Below are 20,580 nucleotides of genomic sequence, written 5' to 3' on the forward strand. Positions count from 1 at the left end.
ATTCGCTTCCAATACCATTTGCGCAATGCTCGCTTCTTTCTTTGCCTCTACGCTTGAGCTACCAGCACCTCACCGGAGTTTTTTGTGTTCGCCAACCTATTGATCATCCTCGCTTCCTCCCTGGTGGTGATTGCACTGTTCCAGCGCCTGCGATTGCCACCGGTGTTGGGCTACCTGTGCGTGGGGCTGATAATCGGGCCGACAGCGTTCAACTGGGTGCATGAAAGCGAAGATTTACCCGACCTGGCGGAATTGGGCGTGGTGTTCTTGCTGTTCTCCCTGGGGCTTGAGTTCTCCCTGTCGAAAATGCTCGCACTTCGCCGGGTGGTGTTTGGCCTGGGAAGCCTGCAAGTGCTGGGGTCCGGGATCGTACTGGGGGCATTGCTGATGCTGTTCGGCATGCCGATCACACCTGCCCTGTTGCTCGGCGCCGGCCTGGCACTGTCGTCTACCGCGATTGTCAGCAAGGAGTTGAGCAGCCTGGGGGAGATTTTCAGCCGCCATGGTCAGAATGCCATCGCCGTGCTGTTGTTCCAGGACGTGGTCGCGGTGTTGCTGCTGACCCTGGTGCCGGTGTTCGCCGGCAGCAGCGATCAGGCCTGGTATTGGGCGCTGCCCTTGACGTTGGGAAAGACCCTGGTGCTGTTCGTCGGTCTGCTGCTGGTCAGTCGCTGGTTTCTGCCACGGCTGTTCCATGAAGTTGCCGCGTCCCGGTCCGCGGAGCTGTTCGTGCTGTTGGCGCTGGTGATCGTTTTGCTGACGGCCTGGCTGACTCACCTGCTCGGCCTCTCCCCTGCCCTGGGCGCTTTTCTCGCCGGCATGCTATTGGGCGAAAGCCACTACCGACATCAGATCGAGGCCGACATCCGTCCGTTCCGCGACATCCTGCTCGGGGTGTTCTTCGTCAGTATCGGCATGCTGATCGACTTGCGGTTGTTTGCCAGCCACGGTCTGCTGATTTTCGGGCTGACCCTGGGGTTACTGCTGATCAAGGGCTCCGTAGTCGCACTGCTGGTCAAATGGCGCGGCAGCGATGGCGAAACCGCCTGGCGCAGCGGCCTGGCATTGGCTCAGGGAGGCGAGTTCTGCTTTGCCCTGATGGCGCAGATGCAGCAGAACAAACTGATGCCCACCGACCTCGGTGGCTTGTTGCTGGCTGCTACGTTCTGCTCGATGCTGGTAACGCCTCTACTGCTGCGTGCCGCTCCTCTCATCGCCATGCGTCTGCACCGCAAACCCAACAAAGAAGCCGAGCTCGAAGAAATCAGCGCGCTCAACGCCGGCTTGCACAATCATGTAGTGATCTGTGGCTACGGCCGCGTAGGTCAGTCCATCGGGCGCTTCCTGCGTCATGTACAGCAACCGTACATTGCGCTGGACACCGACCCCGTGCGGGTCCAGGAGGCCGTGGTCAATGAAACCTGTGTGCATTACGGCGACTCACGTCGTGGCGAACTGCTGATTGCGATAGGGCTGGAGCGCGCCAGACTGTTGGTGGTTGCCGTAGACAAGACGGACATCGCCCTGCTGATACTCAAGGAAGCACGCCGGTTCAACCCGACCGTGCCAATCCTGGTGCGCACCCGGGATGACAGTCAGTTGGCCGAGTTGAAGGCGGCGGGTGCCAGCGAAGTCGTCCCTGAGCTGCTGGAGTCCAGCCTGATGCTCGCCTCCCACGCGCTGATCATGCTGGGCATACCCGGCCAGCAAGTGCAGGACCGGGTCGACCAGGTACGGTATGACCGCTATCGCCTGCTGCACGATTTTTACCCTGGCGCCGACGATGAAGAACGCTGATTCAATCCTGGCTCACGGCGCCGATCTTGTGCACCGACAAGTCCGCGCCGTAATACTCTTCTTCCTGGCTCAGGCGCAGACCATGGACCGCCTTGATCGCGCCATACACGGAAAAACCGCCGGCCAACGCCACGACTACCCCCAAAGAAGTGCCGATCAACTGACTGACCAGGCTCACGCCGCCCAAACCACCCAAGGCGGTTTGACCGAAGATGCCGCAAGCGATCCCGCCCCAGACGCCACACAACCCGTGCAAAGGCCAGACACCCAGCACATCGTCGATACGCCATTTGCCTTGAGCCGCGGTAAAACACCAGACAAACAGTGCCCCGGCGATAGCACCGGTCACCAATGCGCCTACCGGATGCATCAAATCCGAGCCGGCGCAAATCGCCACCAACCCGGCCAGCGGGCCGTTATGCAGAAAGCCCGGGTCATTGCGCCCGACGATCAATGCCGCCACCGTGCCGCCGACCATGGCCATCAACGAATTCACCGCCACCAACCCGCTAACCCCTTGCAGGGTCTGGGCGCTCATCACGTTGAAGCCGAACCAGCCGACGATCAGGATCCACGAACCCAACGCCAGAAAGGGAATGCTCGACGGTGCGAATGCCACCAGTCGTCCGTCGCGATAACGACCTTGCCTTGGACCGAGCAACAACACCGCCGCGAGTGCCAGCCAGCCGCCCATGGCGTGCACCACCACGGAGCCGGCGAAGTCATGGAAGCTGGCGCCAAAGCGTTCCAGCAACCAGGCTTGCAGACCGAAGTTTCCGTTCCAGACCACGCCTTCGAAGAAGGGATAGATGAACGCCACGATCAGCGCCGTCGCACACAACTGCGGGACGAACCGGGCGCGCTCGGCGATGCCGCCGGAAATAATTGCCGGTATTGCCGCAGCAAAGGTCAGCAGAAAGAAAAATTTCACCAGCCCATAGCCATGGTCGGCAGTAATCACCGCCGCCGGTTGCATGAAAGTGACCCCGTAGGAAATCCAATAGCCTATAAAGAAGTAGGCCAGGGTCGAAATGGCGAAATCGCTGAGGATCTTCGACAAGGCGTTGACCTGGTTCTTTTGCCGAACCGTACCGACCTCGAGAAAGGCGAAACCGGCGTGCATGGCCAGGACCATGACCGCACCGATAAGGATGAACAACGTGTTGGAGCTATGGACCAGACTGTCCACAGCACTTTGCAGATTTTCCATGGATTGGCAGACCTGAAGGCTGAAAAAAGCACCAAAGCAGTTCGCACAGATGGCCGACGCACCAAGTTGCACCTCATCCGGTACCGCAGCACTGATCCGGATGAACCGCTTTGGCGCACAAGAGTCGAGCCTATGCGTGAGTTTTGATTGTTTGAGTTAGAGTTTTCCTGAAATCATGCCCGGCAACAGCGCAACGGTGCCGGCTGACGCACCACGACATAGCAAAAGATATACCAGTCATTTGTACTGAACCTTCGCGCAAGGCTCATACTCGAACGCTTCAGAAGCCACTTACGGAGATCACCAATGGCACGCACCACAGCAAAGACTGCTCAAGAAGTTCTGATGGAAGATTTTCAGGCGCTGGTCAGCGACACTGAACGGTTGCTGGAACACACCGCATCCCTGGCCGGTGATCAGGCCGATGAACTGCGCGAGCAGATCCGCGACAGCCTGCTGCGTGCCCGGGAAACCCTGAAGCTAACCGAAGACTCCCTTCGCGAACGCGGTAAAGCTGCTGTCACCGCCACGGAAGATTACGTCCAGGCCAACCCATGGCAATCGGTCGGAATCGCGGCTGGCGTGGGTTTCCTGATTGGCCTGCTAGCCACTCGGCGCTGATATGGCGATCGGCGAATCCGGCCCGTCCGCGACGGGAACGCGCTCTTCACCGCGGCGCCTGGGTGCCGCTTTTCTTGGGTTGCTGCACAGCCATGTCGAACTGTTCGGCATCGAACTGCAGGAGCAAAAAGCCCGCACCGTCAGCCTGTTGCTGTTTGCAGGCCTGACACTGGTCTTTGCCTTGTTGTTGCTGGTGGGCTTGTCGACGCTGGTGTTGATCCTGTTTTGGGACACCTATCGCCTGACGGCGATCATCGGGCTCTGTGCGTTCTACACCCTCGCAACCTTTTTCTGTGCGATGCGTTTGAGAGCGGCGATTTTCGATGAATCCTCGCCCTTCCATGGCACCCTCGAAGAGCTGGCCAATGACCGGGAGCGTCTGTTGCCATGAATTTGCCTGAACTTCCCCGCAACAGTTCGCGCACGGAAATGCGCAAGGCGCTGATCCGCCTGCGCATGGAAATGCATCGCCAGGAAATCCGCCACGAATCCCAACAACTGCTGCACCCCCTGCAACGAGTGCGTGACATGACGCACAACCTGCAAGACGGTTTTGGCATCAAACACGCCCCGCTCTGGGGCATCGCAGCCGTGATCGGGCTGGGTTTTCTGACCGGCAAGAGTGCCAAGGGCGGCGGTATCAGCAGCCTGGCCCGGCTGGTTCGCCTGGGTGCCACGCTGGGGCCTCTGATCAAACTGGTCATGCAGAGCACTTCGCGCAAACACTGATCAGTCCTTTCTGGCTGCATGCTTGACCGTTGGGCTCCAGGGCTTATTGACGATTGGTCACGAACCGAATGTCAATAAACCCTGCCTCCCCTTGCAGGGACCCGCTTGAACCCGGAAGCTAAGGGATCAGTCACGTGACGGAGAAACCAGCCTTGGATTGGCACACCCTGCTTACCCGCGAACGCCTCGGAAAACCTGTGCACAGCCCGGAAGAACTCGGCCGCAGCCCTTTCCATAAAGACCACGACCGGATCATTTTCTCGGGCGCGTTTCGCCGTCTCGGGCGCAAGACCCAGGTCCATCCAGTCTCCAGCAACGATCACATCCACACGCGCCTGACCCACTCACTGGAAGTCAGCTGCGTCGGCCGCTCACTGGGCATGCGCGTCGGTGAAACCATCCGCAGTGCCCTGCCCGACTGGTGCGAGCCGAGCGACCTGGGGATGGTGGTGCAATCAGCTTGCCTAGCCCATGACATCGGCAACCCGCCCTTCGGCCACTCCGGCGAAGACGCGATCCGCCACTGGTTTCAGCAGGCCGCAGGGCGTGGCTGGCTGGATGCCATGAGCGAAGCCGAACGCAATGACTTCCTCAACTTCGAAGGCAATGCCCAAGGTTTCCGGGTGCTCACCCAGCTTGAATACCATCAGTTCGAAGGGGGTACCCGACTGACCTACGCCACTCTGGGCACCTACCTGAAATACCCGTGGACCGCTCGGCACGCCGACTCACTGGGCTACAAGAAGCACAAATTCGGCTGCTACCAGAGCGAACTGCCGCTGCTGGAACAGATTGCCCAGAAACTTGGCCTGCCCCAACTGGAGGAACAGCGCTGGGCGCGTCATCCATTGGTGTATCTGATGGAGGCCGCCGACGACATCTGCTATGCGCTGATCGATCTGGAAGACGGCCTGGAGATGGAGCTGCTGGAATACGCCGAAGTCGAGTCCCTGCTGCTGGATCTGGTGGGCGACGACCTGCCGGAAACCTATCGCCAGCTCGGCCCACAGGATTCACGTCGGCGCAAACTGGCGATTCTGCGGGGTAAAGCCATCGAACATCTGACCAACGCGGCGGCCCGAGCCTTCGTCGAGCAACAGGACGCGCTGCTGGCCGGCACGCTGCCGGGCGACCTAGTGGAACACATGCATGGCCCGGCCAAACGCTGCGTCTTGAATGCCAAGGACATGGCGCGCAAAAAAATCTTCCAGGACAAGCGCAAGACGCTCCACGAAATCGGCGCTTACACCACCCTGGAAATCCTGCTCAACGCTTTTTGCGGCGCGGCGCTGGAACAGCACAACGGTCGTACGCCCTCCTTCAAGAACCGCCGCATACTTGACCTCTTGGGCAACAATGCGCCCGATCCCCATGGCCCTTTGCACACGTCCTTTTTGCGCATGATTGACTTCATCGCCGGCATGACCGACAGCTATGCCGGTGAAATGGCGCTGGAAATGACCGGTCGTTCAAGCCACGGATAAAAGCGCATTGATCAGCCGGGTCAGAGACGTCTGAACGGCTGATTGAATTTCTCGACACTCATCTGTATTTCAACGTCGACAGAATCGCCCTACACCTTGTGCAGAGCTGACTGATCGATTGTTCGGCCATCTCGCGCAACAATCACACTCCCACGGCTCGACAGATGAAGCATGAAAACTCCTATGTTCAAACACGATTGGCGCATCTTGCTGGTGGAGGATCACCCCTTCCAGCTAAGAGCGACTCAATACCTGCTCGAGAGTTATGGTTTCACCCAACTGACCACCACTGACAGCGCCGAAGGTGCCTTGCAACAAATGCTCAAGGCTGCGCAGCCGTTCGATATTCTTCTGTGCGACCAATGCCTGCCCGACCTTCCAGGCCTTGATTTAATCGAGCTCTCCAGTCACTGCGGAATGATCAGGCAGGCCATACTTCTGAGCAGCCTGACATCCGTCGAACTGGACAAACTTAAAACAACAGCCTGCGAACATGGGCTGCCCTTGCTGGGTTACTTGATCAAGCCATTGAAACAATCAGACTTTAGAAACCTATTGACCTTGGCACCACAACAAAACACGACTACTCCAAAAAATAATACCGAAACAAATTAAAACCTATAGCTCAATGTTTCAGACTATTGACTACACCTTCCAATCTTCACCCCTTCCTCATTCTAAACCTAGTTTGTACGTAGTCCATTTCTTTTTCAATCGTAGGATTTTTCCTATATTGCTGCTATCGGCTTGTCAGTTCATGCGCCCCCTCAACTACTGAGCTAAGGTGCGCGCTTTATCTGTGCACGTATGGGATTTGATTATGAACTCCGTTTTTATTGTCGACGATCACCCTGTCATCCGCCTTGCGGTTCGAATGCTGCTGGAACATGAAGGCTACAAAGTCGTCGGCGAAACCGACAATGGCGTCGATGCCATGCAGATGGTTCGCGAATGCATGCCCGATCTGATCATCCTCGACATCAGCATTCCCAAACTGGACGGACTGGAAGTTCTCTCCCGTTTCAACGCAATGAGCACGCCATTAAAAACACTGGTACTAACTGCACAATGTCCGAAACTTTTCGGTATTCGCTGCATGCAATCAGGCGCATCAGGATATGTGTGTAAACAGGAAGAACTCAGTGAACTTGTAAGCGCGATCAAAGCAGTCTTATCAGGCTACAACTATTTCCCCAGTGAGGCATTGAACCCCGTTCGTTGTGACGATGCGCAGTGGGCTGACCTGGAATTATTTAAATCCGTCAATGACAGAGAGCTGATGGTATTACAACTTTTCGCCCAAGGCCGTACCAACAAGGAGATCGCCAAGGGTATGTTTCTCAGCAACAAGACTGTCAGCACCTATAAAAAACGACTCATGCAGAAACTCAAAGCCAAATCCCTGGTTGAACTCATCGATATGGCAAAACGTAACGCGTTAGTGTGAGGAACAGGATGCCCAGTCGTTTGAAGGATTATCTAAGACTCATGGTCGCGGGTTTATGCTTGAGTTCCCCGGTGCTCGCAGAGCAGATGGCCAGCGAATACTACACCTTGCTCAGTCGCTCAACGACCGGGCACATGGAAGTCCAACTGGATACCTCACAACGACAATGGGTCAAAGACAAGCGTGAATTGATCCTGGGCACGTCGGCCCCGGATTATCCTCCTTTCGACCTGACCCTCAGCGGCCACGACTACGAAGGTTTCACCGCCGACTACGCAGGCATCCTCGGCAAGGTTACGGGGTTGCCCGTCAAGGTTCAGCGCTTCGCCTCCCGAGGGGCTGCGATCGAGGCGCTGGAAAAAGGCCAGGTCGACATGCTCGGCACCGCCAATGGGTTCGAGGCCGATCATGCCGACATCGCGCTGTCCACACCTTACGCGGTGGATCAACCCGTGCTGGTAACACGGGAAGGAGAGACCAGGTCACTGACCGATGGACTCGCCGGCATGCGGCTTAGCATGGTGTATCACTACCTGCCTCTGAACGAGGTCAGGGCACTGTATCCAAAGGCAATCATCACCTCCTACCCGTCCTACCAGAATGCAATCAACGCGGTAGCCTTCGACCAGGCCGATGTTTTTCTCGGTGATACCATTTCAACCCACTACATTATCAACAAGGGGTATCTGAACAACATCCGCATGGCCAACTTTGGTAAACACGAAGCCCATGGTTTCAGCTTTGCCGTACAAAAGAACAACCCGGATCTGCTCGGGATCATCAACGCAGTACTCAAGGCCATCCCCACCAGCGAGCGAGAAAACATCGCCAAACGCTGGAGTGCCGGCAGCGACATTCTTCTCACCGATCACAAACTGCAACTCACCCACCGCGAAGAACGCTGGCTGGCGCAACATCCGGTTGTCCGGGTCGTGGTCAATGAAGCGCTTGCGCCGCTGACGTTTTTCGACAGCGACGGCAACTTTCGGGGTGTGACGGCTGACCTGCTCGAACTGATCAGATTGCGCACCGGTCTGCGCTTCAAGATCCAGCGCAGCCGAAGCGATGACGAGATGGTCGAGCAGATCGGTAACCATCAGGCCGACCTGATCGCCGCCCTGCTACCCAGCGCACAACGTGAAACGATGTTGAACTTCAGCCGTCCTTATCTGGAGAACTCTTTTGTTCTGTTGACACGCAAAGCAGCCGACAGCCCGACAAACCTCACCCAGCTGCAGGACAAACGCCTGGCCATTGCCCAAGGCAATCCACTGGTGGACTATCTGCGCACAGAGTTTCCACGGATCAACCTGGTTGAAACCCCGGACACCTTCAATGCCGTGGAGTTGCTCGCCGAGGGCCAGGCTGAAGGTGCGGTGAACTCACTGGTGATCGCCAATTACTTCATCTCATCGCGAATCTTCGAACAGACACTTCAGATCACCACCACCATCGGCACCCAACAGGCGGCATTTTCCCTGGCGACCGGGCGCGACGCCAAAGAACTGAATTCCATCCTCGACAAGGCACTGCTGAGCATCGCACCGGAAGAGTTGGGCATTATCAACAACCGCTGGCGTGGTTATTCGGCAGTCTCGCAAAGTACCTGGCGCAACTATCACCGAGTGTTCTATCAGATCGTTATTGGCGCCGGTGTGTTGCTGCTCATATCCGTTGCCTGGAACGCCTACATGAGACGCCAGATAAAACAGCGGCAGGCGGCGAAAGAACGTGCCGATGAAGCCAATCGGGCTAAAAGCACCTTTCTGGCCACCATGAGCCATGAGATCCGCACGCCAATGAATGCGATCATCGGCATGCTCGAACTGACACTCAAACGTATTGATCCTGGCCATCCAGATCGACCGGCCATCGACGTCGCGTACAACTCGGCGAAAGACCTGCTGGAGCTGATCGGCGATATTCTCGACATTGCGCGCATCGAATCCGGACGTCTGAGCCTGAGCCCGGAACGCGTCAATCTGGCTGAAACCGTAGCCTCGGTGGTGCGGATCTTCGACGGGCTGGCCCGGCAGAAAAACCTCGAACTGCAACTGCAATTCAGCCCCGCCAAACCGGCGACCGATGTCTTGTTGGACCCGATGCGGTTCAAGCAGGTGTTGTCCAACCTGATCAGCAATGCCATCAAGTTTACGCAACAGGGCCAAGTCAGGATCGGCGTCGAGCTGCAACCGACCGACGAGCCCGGCCGGGTCCAGCTGCAGTTGCTGGTGGAGGACAGTGGCGCTGGAATCAGCGAGCAAGATCAACAGCGTTTGTTCGAGCCTTTCGTTCAAGCCGATAACTCGGGTCAGTTATCCAGGTGTGGCGCGGGACTGGGCCTGGTGATCAGCCGTAATCTGTGCGAAATGATGGGTGGCAGTCTGAGCTTGAGCAGCCAGCCGGGAGTCGGCACCCAGGTCCGGATTTCACTGAACCTGGCAACTCTGCCGCCGGAACGGATGCCGGAACCTGTCGAGCCGCAAATCCACCCTGGTTCTGCCCCCTTGAACGTTCTGGTGGTCGATGATCACCCGGCCAATCGCTTGCTCATGTGTCAGCAACTGGAGTTTCTGGGGCATCGGTTCAACATCGCAGCGGATGGCGAGGCGGGGTTGGAGGTATGGAAGAATCAGCCATTCGACCTGGTGATCGCCGATTGCAACATGCCGATCATGAATGGCTATGACATGGCCCGTGCCATTCGCCGACATGAACAGAGCACGCAGCGCCCTCCCTGTACCGTCCTGGGTTTCACCGCCAATGCGCAGCCGGAGGAAAGACAACGCTGCAAACAAGCCGGGATGGACGATTGCTTGTTCAAACCCCTCAGCCTGACAGCCTTGAGCCGATGGATCGAAGGCATTGCACCGAGGGTCCGCGATCCGGCCTTCAGCCTGGAGGGAATGCACCTGTTGACCGGTGGCAACCCGACACTGAACCGCAGATTGCTGACCGAGCTGCTGAACAGTAACCGCCAGGATCGGCAAACGCTGCTGGCGTTGTCTGAGTCGAAAGATCGACAGTCACTCCTCGACATCGCCCACAAAATCAAGGGTGCGGCGCGAATCGTCCAGGCCTGCCGACTGATCGACAGCTGCGAGGCGCTCGAAAAGGCCTGCAACAACAGTTTCCACCATGACCAGTTGATCGATTGCTGCAAGTCCATGGAGCGCGCCATGCTCGAACTGGAGCAAGCATTGCAACAACAGATGGCGCGCCCCGACAAAAAGCAGAATGATGGAGCGTTAACTATGCTTGGTGGCTGAGCAGTGTGTTAATCATCATGGAGAAATCTGCAATGCCCAACCCACTGCGCCCGGATCAACGCCGGTTTCCCCTGCACATTCATATCAGCGTGATGTTCACTTTCCTGTTGCTGCTGACCGGGGTGGTGCTGGGCATTTTCAACTATCAGCAAACGACGCGGATCATTCTTTCCAGCAGTGAAAAGCTTTTCGAGCGCATCGAGCAGGATGTCCGTCTGGACCTGCAGCGCACCTATGAACCGATTCGTCATCTGCTGAGCCTGCTGGCGGACAATCCGGCAACCCAGGCACCCGACCTTGAGCAACGCCTGGCGCTACTCAAGCCTTTCAGCCAATCACTCAAGGACAACCCCGATCTGGCCTCGCTGTACCTGGGCTATGGAAATGGCGATTTCTTCATGGTTCGCCCCCTGCGCAGCGTCGCCCTGAAAACACAGGTCAAGGCACCGGACTCGGCGGCGTATCAGGTATGGAGTATCGAGCACCCAGGCAGCGGTCAGGTCCGTTCCCAGTCATTGTTTTTCGATCAGAACCTGACCCTCATCAGCCGTCTGGACAACCCCGACGAAAGCTACGATCCCCGTACACGCGCATGGTTCTCCAGCGCCCGCAACGATCGTGATCAGATCACCACCGAACCCTATCTGTTTTTCTCCACCCACAACATCGGCACCACGCTCGCGCGGCGCAGCGGCGAGCAGGCGGTGATGGGGGCTGACCTTACACTGGCTGAACTGTCGGCGACCCTGGCCGACCATGTGGTGACCCCCAGTACCGAAATTGTGCTGTTCGATGCCGAGGGTAATGCCATCGCCTACCCCGACAGCAGCAAACTGATCGTCAACGACCAGACAGCCCGGCTGATCAAAGCCGTCGACCTGAGCCCCGGCCTCGCGGCCCTACTCACCAGCCCCCCTGAGATCAATCGCCTGAATGCCGCGGGCCGTCAATGGATCGTGGCGCGCAGCAACATGCAGGAAGGTGGCCCCCAAGGGCTGCAACTGGCGCTGTTGGTGCCGGAGGACGAATTGCTCGTCGATGCCTACCGCATGCGCTGGCAAGGGGCGCTGATTACCCTGGCGACGCTGCTGTTGTGCCTGCCCATGGGTTGGCTGACCTCGAGAATCCTGGTCAAACCCTTGCACGCCCTGGTGCAGGAAGCCGATGCGATTCGTAGTTTCGATTTCAATTTTCCGGCCAGCCGTCGCTCGCCGGTGCTTGAAGTCGACCAACTGAGCGTGTCGATGGCGCGCATGAAAGATACCCTGGCGAGTTTTTTCCGGATTACCGATAGCCTGAGCGCCGAAACCCGTTTCGCCCCGTTGCTGCAACGGGTGCTGTTTGAAACCGTGCAGATCGGCCAGGCCCAGGCCGGTCTGCTCTACCTTCGCGAAAGTGATGACGATCGCGTGGAGCCTCATGCGCTGGTCATCGACGGCAGCTCGCAGGCATTGCCGTCATTTGACATTCAAGGACACACACCTCGGGATTCGCAGAGCCCTCAATGGATGCAGGAACTGTCCAACACCGACAATGTCGTCACCTCTCTGGGCTTCGAACAGGCGGGGGATTTGCAGAAGGTTTTGCTCGCACTCCAATGCCCTCGGGTTCATCTGATCGGTATTCGGCTGCACAATCGCCACAACGAAACCGTCGGCCTGCTGGTCCTGCTGCTGGCCGACAGCGGTTCGCAAAGCGACCTGGAAAAACTGCGCCCGGATCGCATCGCGTTTCTCCAGGCGGTGTCCGGCGCGGCGGCCGTGAGTATCGAAAGTCAGCGCCTGCAAGCCAAACAGAAACAGCTGCTGGACTCCTTCATTCAACTGCTGGCCGGCGCGATCGATGCCAAGAGTCCCTATACCGGCGGTCATTGCCAACGGGTGCCGGCACTGACCCTGATGCTGGCCCAGGCGGCCGCTGCCAGTCAGGCCCCGGCCTTCAGCGGCTATCAGCCCACCGAAGATGAGTGGGAAGCGCTGCACATCGCGGCCTGGCTGCATGATTGCGGCAAGGTCACCACCCCTGAATACGTGGTCGACAAAGCCACGAAGCTTGAGACGCTGAACGATCGCATCCACGAAATCCGCACCCGTTTCGAAGTCCTCAAGCGTGATGCCTGGATCAACTATTGGCAGGCCCTCGCCGGGGGCGGCGGCGAAGCGCATCTGGCGCAATTGCGCGATGCGAGCCTGGCCGCGCTTGACGATGATTTCGCGTTTGTGGCTCGCTGCAACCTGGGCAGCGAGGCCATGGTCGAGGCCGATCTGCATCGGCTGAACACCATCGCCCAACGCACCTGGACCCGAACCCTGGATGATCGACTGGGCGTTTCGTGGGAAGAGAACCGGCGCCAGGCCCGAACCCCGGCGGCGACCCTGCCGGTCAGCGAGCCGCTACTGGCGGATAAACCCGAACATCTGCTCGAGCGCGCCGACAGCGAACTGATCCCGGCCGACAACCCATGGGGATTCAAGCTCGACGTGCCGCGCTACAAGTACAACCGGGGCGAACTCTACAACCTGAGCATCACCCGAGGCACCCTGACCCGCGAGGAGCGTTACATCATCAATCACCACATGGTGCAGACGATCCTGATGCTCAGTCACCTGCCCTTCCCCGGCCACCTCAATAATGTCGCGGAGATCGCCGGCGGCCACCACGAAAAAATGGACGGCACCGGTTATCCCAAACGGTTGAAGCGCGAAGACATGAGCCTGCCGGCGCGGATGATGGCGATTGCCGATATTTTCGAAGCGCTGACCGCCGCCGACCGACCCTACAAGAAAGCCAAGTCCTTGAGCGAAGCGCTGAACATAATGGCCACCATGTGCTGTGACGACCACATCGATCCTGAGTTGTTTGGGCTATTCATCAGCGACGAAATCTACTTGCAGTACGCCAGCCGATACCTTGAGCCACAACAGATCGACGCGGTCGATTCTTCAAGCCTGCTGATCAAGGCCGGCTTGAAGGCCTGATCAGCAGTCGGTCAGACGCAGGAAAATCGCCGCCAGTTGCTCGATACCGGCCTGATCGTCAGCGGTAAAACGCGCCAGTTTCGGGCTGTCGAGGTCCAGTACACCGATCAAACGACCGTCCTTGACCAGCGGCACGACGAGTTCACTGTTCGATGCACTGTCGCAAGCGATGTGGCCGGGGAACGCATGTACATCTTCGACCCGTTGAGTCTGCAAGGTGGCCGCTGCCGCCCCGCACACACCACGACCCAACGGAATCCGCACGCAGGCGATCTGCCCCTGAAACGGGCCGAGCACCAGTTCTTCATTGCGATTAAGGTAGAAACCGGCCCAGTTCAGGTCTTCGAGCTGGTTGAACAAAAACGCGGAAAATTGCGCCGCGTTGGCGATAAAATCGCGCTCATCCGCCAGCAACGATTCCAGCTGCGCCCACAGCAGGCCATAGCCCTCGAGGCCCTGGCCGCTCTTTTGTAAATCGATCATGCCTTGTGCTCCAACAGCTTGAGCCCGACCCAATAGCGGGCAAATTGATACGCGCAACGTCCGTTGCGATTACCCCGGCCCGTGGCCCAGCGCACCGCGAGGATGTCCAACTCTTCGTCACGCTGCCACTTGAGGCCGGCCTTGTCGGCCAATTGGCCGATCCAGTGCTCGACGACGTTGAGGAAATGTTCCTGAGTAAACGGATAGAACGACAGCCACAGGCCAAAACGGTCCGACAGCGCGATCTTGTCTTCCACCGCCTCATTGGGGTGGAGCTCGCCATCGACCCTTTTCCAGTTTTCGTTATCGCTTTCCTTTTCCGGCACCAGATGGCGACGGTTGGAGGTGGCGTACAGCAGAACGTTGTCTGGCGCCTGCTCAAGAGAGCCATCGAGTACGCTTTTGAGTACGCGATAATCGCCCTCGCCCGACTCGAACGAGAGGTCATCGCAGAACAGCACGAAACGTTGAGGCAACTTGGCAATCTGCTCGACCACCCGCGGCAAGTCCGCCAGGTGATCGCGCTCGATCTCGATCAGCCGCAGACCGTTCCTGGCATGTTCGGCCAGCAAGGCGCGCACCAGCGACGACTTACCGGTGCCACGCGAGCCCCAGAGCAAGGCATGGTTGGCGGGCATGCCGTCGAGGAACTGTCGAGTATTGCGGCCCAATTGCTCGAGTTGCCGGTCAACACCGATCAGGTCGGACAGACGCATCTCGAGGCTGACTTGCAGCGGCAACAGAAAACCGTTGCGCCCCTCCCGCTGCCAGCGGGCGGCCAGGCAATGCGTCCAGTCGATCGCTTGCCGAGGCGCGGGCAGCAGCGGTTCGATACGGGCCAGAACGGCATCGGCGCGTTCAAGAAAAGCATTCAATCGGGAATCCACGTCTTCTCCTCGGGCACGTTCACAGTGATGATGGCGGTACAGCGACGAAACACAGCGTCCGATGCCCGGTCGACACCCCATACAAGTGTTTTGCGAGAACATCGGTATCCATTGATGATCGACTATGCTTGAGCAGCGAAGGGAAACGGAAGTGGTTCAACATCCCATGGATATCAAGTTCAGCCAGCGGCTGTCGTACAAGCAAGCCAAGCTTACGGTGCTGGTCGGTTTCATTCTGGGCACGCTGCTCAGTTTGCTGCAAATAGGCATCGATTATGCCAGCGAAGACGCCTCCATCAACCGGGAAATACTGTCTTTACTGGAAATCAGCCACAACCCCGCGTCCCGCATCGCCTACAACATCGACGCCGAACTCGCCCAGGAGCTGGCCCTGGGCCTGCTGCGCTCCCCCGCGATCATCGGCGCGCAATTGACCGACAACAACAATACCGTGCTGGCCAGCGTCAAACGCGAGGGGCTGGAAAACAATGACCGGGTGATCAGCGACTTCCTGTTCGGCGCCAATCGACAGTTCGAAGACCGCCTCTACCTCGACCACTTGCCGGACGAATCCCTCGGGACCTTGCACCTGGAAGTCGATACCTACACCTTTGGCAGTCGCTTCCTGCGTCGGGCCGAAGTGACCCTGCTCAACGGCTTCGCGCGCAGCCTGATCCTCACGGGCATTTTGCTGGCGCTGTTTTACGTGATGCTGACCAAACCGCTGGTGCGGGTCATAAGCGAGCTCAGTGGCCGTGATCCGCGCAGCGCGGAGCCGACCTGGCTGGAGTATCCGGCGGGGCATGAAAACGATGAAATCGGGGTCTTGGTCAAGGTCGCCAATCAGCAGTTCGAAAACATCGCCACCGAAATCCAGCAGCGGCGCAACGCCGAAAATCGCCTGACCGACTACCTCTCGCAACTGGAAAACATCGTCTCGGCCCGCACCGCAGAACTCAAGGCGATCAACTCCCGGCTCAGCCAGTCCAACGAGGAACTGGAAGTCGCCCGCCGCACCGCCCTGGACATGGCCGAGGCGCGCTCGGTGTTCCTGGCCAACATGAGCCATGAAATCCGCACGCCCCTCAACGGCCTGCTGGGGATGATCGCGCTCTCGCTGGACGGTCCGCTCAACGCCGAGCAGCAGCAACAGCTGTCCATCGCCCATGACTCGGGCAAGGTGCTGGTGGAATTGCTCAACGATATTCTCGACCTGTCGAAGTTCGATGCCGGCCAGCTCGAACTCGAACACATTCCATTCGACCTCGGCTCGCTGATCGAAGACACCGCCAACCTGCTGTCCCAGAACGCCGCGCCCAGTGTCGAGCTGACGTGCCTGATCGACCCGCAATTTCCCGCGCTGGTGCTCGGTGATCCGACCCGGGTCCGGCAGATCGTCAGCAACCTGTTGTCCAACGCCCTCAAGTTCACCCGTTTCGGGCGAGTCGATGTGCGTCTTTCAACGTTCGAGGACGGTGTGCGCATCGAGGTCTGTGACACCGGCATCGGCATCGCTCAGGACGCGCAGGTCAAAATCTTCCAGCCGTTTACCCAGGCCGGCGCCGGCATCACCCGACAATTCGGCGGCACCGGGCTGGGGCTGGCGCTGACTTATAACCTCTGCGAAGCCATGCAAGGACGTCTGACAATCAGTTCGGAAGCGGGCTTCGGTAGTCAGTTCTGCGCGGATCTGCCGCTGCCCTGCCATACCCGGGCCGCTCCCCCGGCACCGCTGCGAGGCAATATCATCGCGATCACCGCCGCCAGCAGCGGTCTGGCGGAACTGCTGAACAATCTGTTGCCCGAGTGGGGGCTGGACTATCAGCAGCGTTCCATCGATGACCGGTTGATCGGCCTGGAACCGGATGTGCTGATCACCGACTGCCCCGAATGCCTGTTTGGCCTGCGCCCTACCTTCACCGCACCGATCCTGCTGGTGACCGCTTACGGCAGCTTCCTGCCCAGCGAGCAAGCCAATGCCCTGGCGCCCTTGCAGCAGCAGGCGCGGCCGTTGGCGCGCAATGCGCTTTATCAGACATTGCGGCGGATCCTGCAGCCGGAGCTCAACGCGATCAACGGTGCCCGGGTCGAAGTCCTCTCGCCCCTGCGACGCGGGCGCATCCTGCTGGTGGAGGACAATCCGGTCAATCAGTTGGTGGCCAAGGGAATGCTCGGCAAACTCGGTTGCGAGGTGAGCGTCGCGGCCCATGGTGGCGAAGCCCTGGATCAGCTCGAACAAAGCGAATTCGACCTGGTGCTGATGGACTGCAACATGCCGGTGATGGACGGCTATGAAGCCAGCCGGCAGATCCGTCGCAGCGGGCGCTGGCCACAATTGCCCATCGTCGCCCTGACCGCCAACGCCATGTCCGAAGAACGCGAACGCTGCCGTGCGGCGGGCATGAGCGACTACCTGGCCAAACCCTTCCGCCGGGAAGAACTGGCGGCCCTGCTCGACTTGTGGATCCCTACTACGTCAGCGCGTTGATTTGCCCCAACAGGTGATCGAGACCTTCGCGCAGATCATTCAGGCGATCCAGATCGACACCGCTATCGCACAACAGCCGGGCCTTGAGCGGCCCGACCTGATCGCGCAAGGCCTTGCCGGCGAGCGACAGGCTCAGGTGAACCTCGCGCTCATCGCGCGTCGAACGCTGGCGCTGCACCAGTTGCAGTAGCTCAAGACGTTTGAGCAGCGGCGTCAGGGTCCCGGAGTCCAGCGCCAGGCGCTCCCCCAGGGCCTTGACCGTCGGCTGCTCCGGCGCCGCCTCCTGCCATTCCCACAACACCAGCATTGCCAGGTATTGCGGATAGGTCAGGCCCAGTTGATCGAGCATCGGCTTGTAGGCACGAATCACCGCCCGAGAAGCGGCGTACAGCTTGAAGCAGAGCTGGCTGTCGAGCTTCAGCGAATCGACTGACAACGTGTTCATTTGAGCAGGGCTTCGATCTCGCGACTCAGGTCCTGCGGCTTGGTCGCCGGAGCAAAACGCTTGACCAGCTGGCCATCCTTGCCGATCAGGAACTTGGTGAAGTTCCACTTGATGCCCTGGGAACCCAACACACCCGGTGCGCGTTTTTTCAGCTGAACGAATAGTGGATGGGCGCCGGCACCGTTGACTTCGATCTTCTTGAACAGCGGGAAGCTCACCCCATAATTCAACTCACAGAACTCGGAAATCGCCCCCTCGTTGCCCGGCTCCTGCTGGCCGAACTGATTGCAGGGAAAGCCGAGCACCACCAGGCCTTGATCCTTGTAGGTCTGCCACAGCTCTTCGAGGCCTTTGTATTGCGGGGTAAAACCGCATTTGCTGGCGGTGTTGACCACCAACACCGCTTTGCCGGCGAAATCGGCCAGGGTCTTTTGCTCACCCTTGATGGTGGTGCAAGGGATGCTCAGCAGGTTGTCGCTCATGGCACGAACTCCGAATGAAGGAAGACCAAACATAGCGAGCAATTGAATTGTGTGCAATTTAAAATATTGAACGTCGTTCATCTGCAGGAACGAAGCTTGCTCGCGAAGGCGCCGGGCCAGTCAACATCAATGTTGAATGCCAAGACGCCTTCGCGAGCAAGCTTCGCTCCTACGGGGCTCGCATTATTCGCGGGCAACGAGGTCCAGGCACACCGAGTTGATGCAATAACGCAAGCCAGTGGGCGGCGGGCCATCCGGGAACACGTGCCCAAGGTGCGCATCGCATTTGGCGCAGACCACTTCGGTACGGATCATGCCGTGGCTGACGTCACGGATCTCGACCATCGCGCTGTCACCGATCGGCGCGTAAAAGCTCGGCCAGCCGCAGCCGGAATCGAACTTGGTCTTGGAGTCGAACAGCGGCGCGTTGCAGCAGATGCAGTGGTAAACACCGTCGGTTTTGGTGCCATTGTATTTACCGGAAAACGGCCGCTCGGTGCCCTTGAGGCGGCAAACGTTGTACTGCTCCGGATCAAGCATGGCCCGCCATTCTTCCAAGGTTTTTTCCAACTTTTCCATCGATACACCTCAGCAACTGAAAAAGCCCGATCTGTACCTTTTCCACGGATCGGGCGGCACGTATGATTGCGCCTCGTCAAACGCCAGTCTGGCAGCCAGACCACGCGCATTCAAACGGATTATGAGTGCCGCCACTCAAGGCGTCAGGCCTGTGTGAATACGCAGGATTCCCAGCACGGTCGTTCATACGCCGCCTGGATCGTTCATTTTCGGGAACACATCGCCATGCAGGTCAGCAAATCGAACAAGCTCGCCAACGTCTGCTACGACATTCGCGGCCCAGTGCTCAAGCACGCCAAACGCCTGGAAGAGGAAGGCCATCGCATCCTAAAGCTGAACATCGGCAACCCGGCGCCCTTTGGTTTCGAAGCGCCGGATGAAATCCTTCAGGACGTGATCCGCAACCTGCCGACCGCCCAGGGCTACAGCGACTCCAAGGGGCTGTTCAGCGCCCGTAAAGCCGTGATGCAGTACTACCAGCAAAAGCAGGTGGAAGGCGTCGGCATTGAAGACATCTACTTGGGCAACGGCGTTTCCGAGCTGATCGTAATGTCGATGCAGGCCCTGCTCAACAACGGCGACGAAGTGCTGGTGCCGGCTCCCGACTATCCGCTGTGGACCGCCGCAGTGAGCCTGGCGGGCGGCAACCCGGTGCATTACCTGTGCGACGAGCAGGCCAACTGGTGGCCGGACCTGGCCGACATCAAGGCCAAGATCACCCCGAACACCAAGGCCCTGGTGATCATCAACCCGAACAACCCGACCGGCGCGGTGTATTCGAAAGAAGTCCTGCTGGGCATGCTGGAACTGGCGCGCCAGCACAATCTGGTGGTGTTCTCCGACGAGATCTACGACAAGATCCTGTACGACGACGCCGTGCACATCTGCACCGCCTCGCTGGCGCCGGACCTGCTGTGCCTGACTTTCAACGGTCTGTCCAAGTCCTACCGCGTGGCCGGTTTCCGCTCCGGCTGGATCGCCATTTCCGGACCGAAACACCACGCTCAGAGCTACATCGAAGGCATCGACATGCTGGCCAACATGCGCTTGTGTGCCAACGTGCCAAGCCAGCACGCAATCCAGACCGCGCTAGGCGGCTATCAGAGCATCAACGACCTGGTATTGCCGCAAGGGCGTCTGCTGGAACAGCGCAATCGGACTTGGGAGCTGCTCAATGACATCCCAGGCGTAAGCTGCGTCAAGCCGATGGGCGCGCTGTATGCGTTCCCGCGGATCGACCCGAAAGTCTGCCCGATCCACAACGACGAGAAATTCGTGCTCGACCTGCTGCTTTCGGAGAAGCTGCTGGTGGTACAAGGCACGGCCTTCAACTGGCCATGGCCAGACCACTTCCGCGTGGTCACCCTGCCGCGGGTCGACGACCTGGATCAGGCCATTGGCCGGATTGGCAACTTCCTCAAATCCTATCGCCAGTAAATGACCTGTCACCGTGCGACGCCTGTGAAAGTCGCACGGTGATTAATTCAGCAACATATCTGTGTGTCCTGCGCTGACTGACGACTCGTTTCACGCCCACGCCTAACAACGGCGGGGGCTTGCGACACCAATTGGCTGACAACCATTTCCCATGCCGACGTCGGAAATGCCCTTCATGCAGCTAAACTGTTGCCGTAGGACACAGTTTGAAATAGTCACCCAGTTGAATAGCCCGGTGCAGCAC

The 20,580-nt window shown here is 58.7% G+C and carries 17 protein-coding genes; 11 read left to right on the top strand and 6 right to left on the bottom strand.

What is annotated here, in order from left to right:
* The first annotated feature begins 84 nt into the window (after window positions 1–84).
* Window positions 85–1,797: a monovalent cation:proton antiporter-2 (CPA2) family protein gene (locus HCU66_RS10875; RefSeq protein WP_205888490.1), complete on the top strand. Its 1,713-nt coding sequence runs from the start codon at window positions 85–87 to the stop codon at window positions 1,795–1,797.
* Between the two features lies 1 nt (window position 1,798).
* Here the strand turns inward: HCU66_RS10875 and HCU66_RS10880 are convergent, their stop codons facing one another.
* Window positions 1,799–3,007, bottom strand: a complete 1,209-nt coding sequence (locus tag HCU66_RS10880; protein WP_205888491.1) for an ammonium transporter — start codon at window positions 3,005–3,007, stop codon at window positions 1,799–1,801.
* Window positions 3,008–3,313: 306 nt separating this feature from the next.
* Between HCU66_RS10880 and HCU66_RS10885 the strand changes: the two genes are divergently transcribed.
* The 8 genes from HCU66_RS10885 to HCU66_RS10920 all read left to right on the top strand — a co-directional run bounded on the left by HCU66_RS10885 (window position 3,314) and on the right by HCU66_RS10920 (window position 13,535).
* Entirely contained in the window at window positions 3,314–3,628 is a 315-nt protein-coding gene (locus HCU66_RS10885) for an ElaB/YgaM/YqjD family protein (protein WP_205888492.1), read from the top strand.
* Window position 3,629: 1 nt separating this feature from the next.
* On the top strand, window positions 3,630–4,019 hold the full coding sequence (locus HCU66_RS10890; RefSeq protein WP_205888493.1) for a phage holin family protein: 390 nt from the start codon (window positions 3,630–3,632) through the stop codon (window positions 4,017–4,019).
* Window positions 4,016–4,357, top strand: a complete 342-nt coding sequence (locus tag HCU66_RS10895; RefSeq protein WP_205888494.1) for a hypothetical protein — start codon at window positions 4,016–4,018, stop codon at window positions 4,355–4,357. Before HCU66_RS10890 ends, HCU66_RS10895 begins: the two co-directional genes overlap by 4 nt.
* A 152-nt stretch (window positions 4,358–4,509) precedes the next feature.
* The gene (locus tag HCU66_RS10900; RefSeq protein ID WP_205888565.1) at window positions 4,510–5,841 is read left to right on the top strand and encodes a deoxyguanosinetriphosphate triphosphohydrolase; all 1,332 of its coding nucleotides are present in this window, start codon (window positions 4,510–4,512) and stop codon (window positions 5,839–5,841) included.
* A 171-nt stretch (window positions 5,842–6,012) separates the two neighbouring features.
* Complete coding sequence (locus HCU66_RS10905) at window positions 6,013–6,456, top strand: response regulator (RefSeq protein ID WP_205888495.1); 444 nt, start codon at window positions 6,013–6,015, stop codon at window positions 6,454–6,456.
* Between the two features lie 205 nt (window positions 6,457–6,661).
* Window positions 6,662–7,288 carry a response regulator transcription factor gene (locus tag HCU66_RS10910; RefSeq protein ID WP_205888496.1) on the top strand — a complete coding sequence of 209 codons (627 nt, stop codon included), beginning with the start codon at window positions 6,662–6,664 and terminating at the stop codon, window positions 7,286–7,288.
* An 8-nt stretch (window positions 7,289–7,296) separates the two neighbouring features.
* Window positions 7,297–10,557, top strand: coding sequence for a transporter substrate-binding domain-containing protein (locus HCU66_RS10915; RefSeq protein ID WP_205888497.1), 3,261 nt, complete (start codon window positions 7,297–7,299; stop codon window positions 10,555–10,557).
* Window positions 10,558–10,589: 32 nt separating this feature from the next.
* On the top strand, window positions 10,590–13,535 hold the full coding sequence (locus HCU66_RS10920) for an HD domain-containing phosphohydrolase (protein ID WP_205888498.1): 2,946 nt from the start codon (window positions 10,590–10,592) through the stop codon (window positions 13,533–13,535).
* Here the strand turns inward: HCU66_RS10920 and HCU66_RS10925 are convergent, their stop codons facing one another.
* Window positions 13,536–14,018: a GAF domain-containing protein gene (locus HCU66_RS10925; protein ID WP_205888499.1), complete on the bottom strand. Its 483-nt coding sequence runs from the start codon at window positions 14,016–14,018 to the stop codon at window positions 13,536–13,538.
* Window positions 14,015–14,905 carry a DUF815 domain-containing protein gene (locus HCU66_RS10930; protein WP_205888500.1) on the bottom strand — a complete coding sequence of 297 codons (891 nt, stop codon included), beginning with the start codon at window positions 14,903–14,905 and terminating at the stop codon, window positions 14,015–14,017. The genes HCU66_RS10925 and HCU66_RS10930 overlap by 4 nt, the downstream gene beginning before the upstream one ends.
* A 166-nt stretch (window positions 14,906–15,071) precedes the next feature.
* On the opposite strand from HCU66_RS10930, the gene HCU66_RS10935 reads away from it, so the two are divergent.
* Entirely contained in the window at window positions 15,072–17,393 is a 2,322-nt protein-coding gene (locus HCU66_RS10935) for a hybrid sensor histidine kinase/response regulator (protein ID WP_205888501.1), read from the top strand.
* Here the strand turns inward: HCU66_RS10935 and HCU66_RS10940 are convergent.
* The 3 genes from HCU66_RS10940 to msrB form a co-directional block, all read right to left on the bottom strand.
* A complete protein-coding gene (locus HCU66_RS10940; RefSeq protein WP_205888502.1) occupies window positions 17,377–17,838 on the bottom strand; it encodes a MarR family winged helix-turn-helix transcriptional regulator in 462 nt (153 codons plus the stop codon). The two genes, HCU66_RS10935 and HCU66_RS10940, sit on opposite strands and share 17 nt — an antisense overlap.
* Window positions 17,835–18,320: a glutathione peroxidase gene (locus HCU66_RS10945; RefSeq protein ID WP_205888503.1), complete on the bottom strand. Its 486-nt coding sequence runs from the start codon at window positions 18,318–18,320 to the stop codon at window positions 17,835–17,837. Before HCU66_RS10945 ends, HCU66_RS10940 begins: the two co-directional genes overlap by 4 nt.
* A 183-nt stretch (window positions 18,321–18,503) precedes the next feature.
* Window positions 18,504–18,899, bottom strand: coding sequence for a peptide-methionine (R)-S-oxide reductase MsrB (gene msrB, locus HCU66_RS10950; protein ID WP_205888504.1), 396 nt, complete (start codon window positions 18,897–18,899; stop codon window positions 18,504–18,506).
* A gap of 225 nt (window positions 18,900–19,124) precedes the next feature.
* Here msrB and HCU66_RS10955 point away from each other — a divergent pair, with 225 nt between their 5' ends.
* On the top strand, window positions 19,125–20,336 hold the full coding sequence (locus HCU66_RS10955) for a pyridoxal phosphate-dependent aminotransferase (protein WP_007940017.1): 1,212 nt from the start codon (window positions 19,125–19,127) through the stop codon (window positions 20,334–20,336).
* Window positions 20,337–20,580 lie beyond the last annotated feature (244 nt).

The sequence above is a fragment of the Pseudomonas frederiksbergensis genome (assembly GCF_017114915.1).
Taxonomy (GTDB): Bacteria; Pseudomonadota; Gammaproteobacteria; order Pseudomonadales; family Pseudomonadaceae; genus Aquipseudomonas; species Aquipseudomonas frederiksbergensis_I.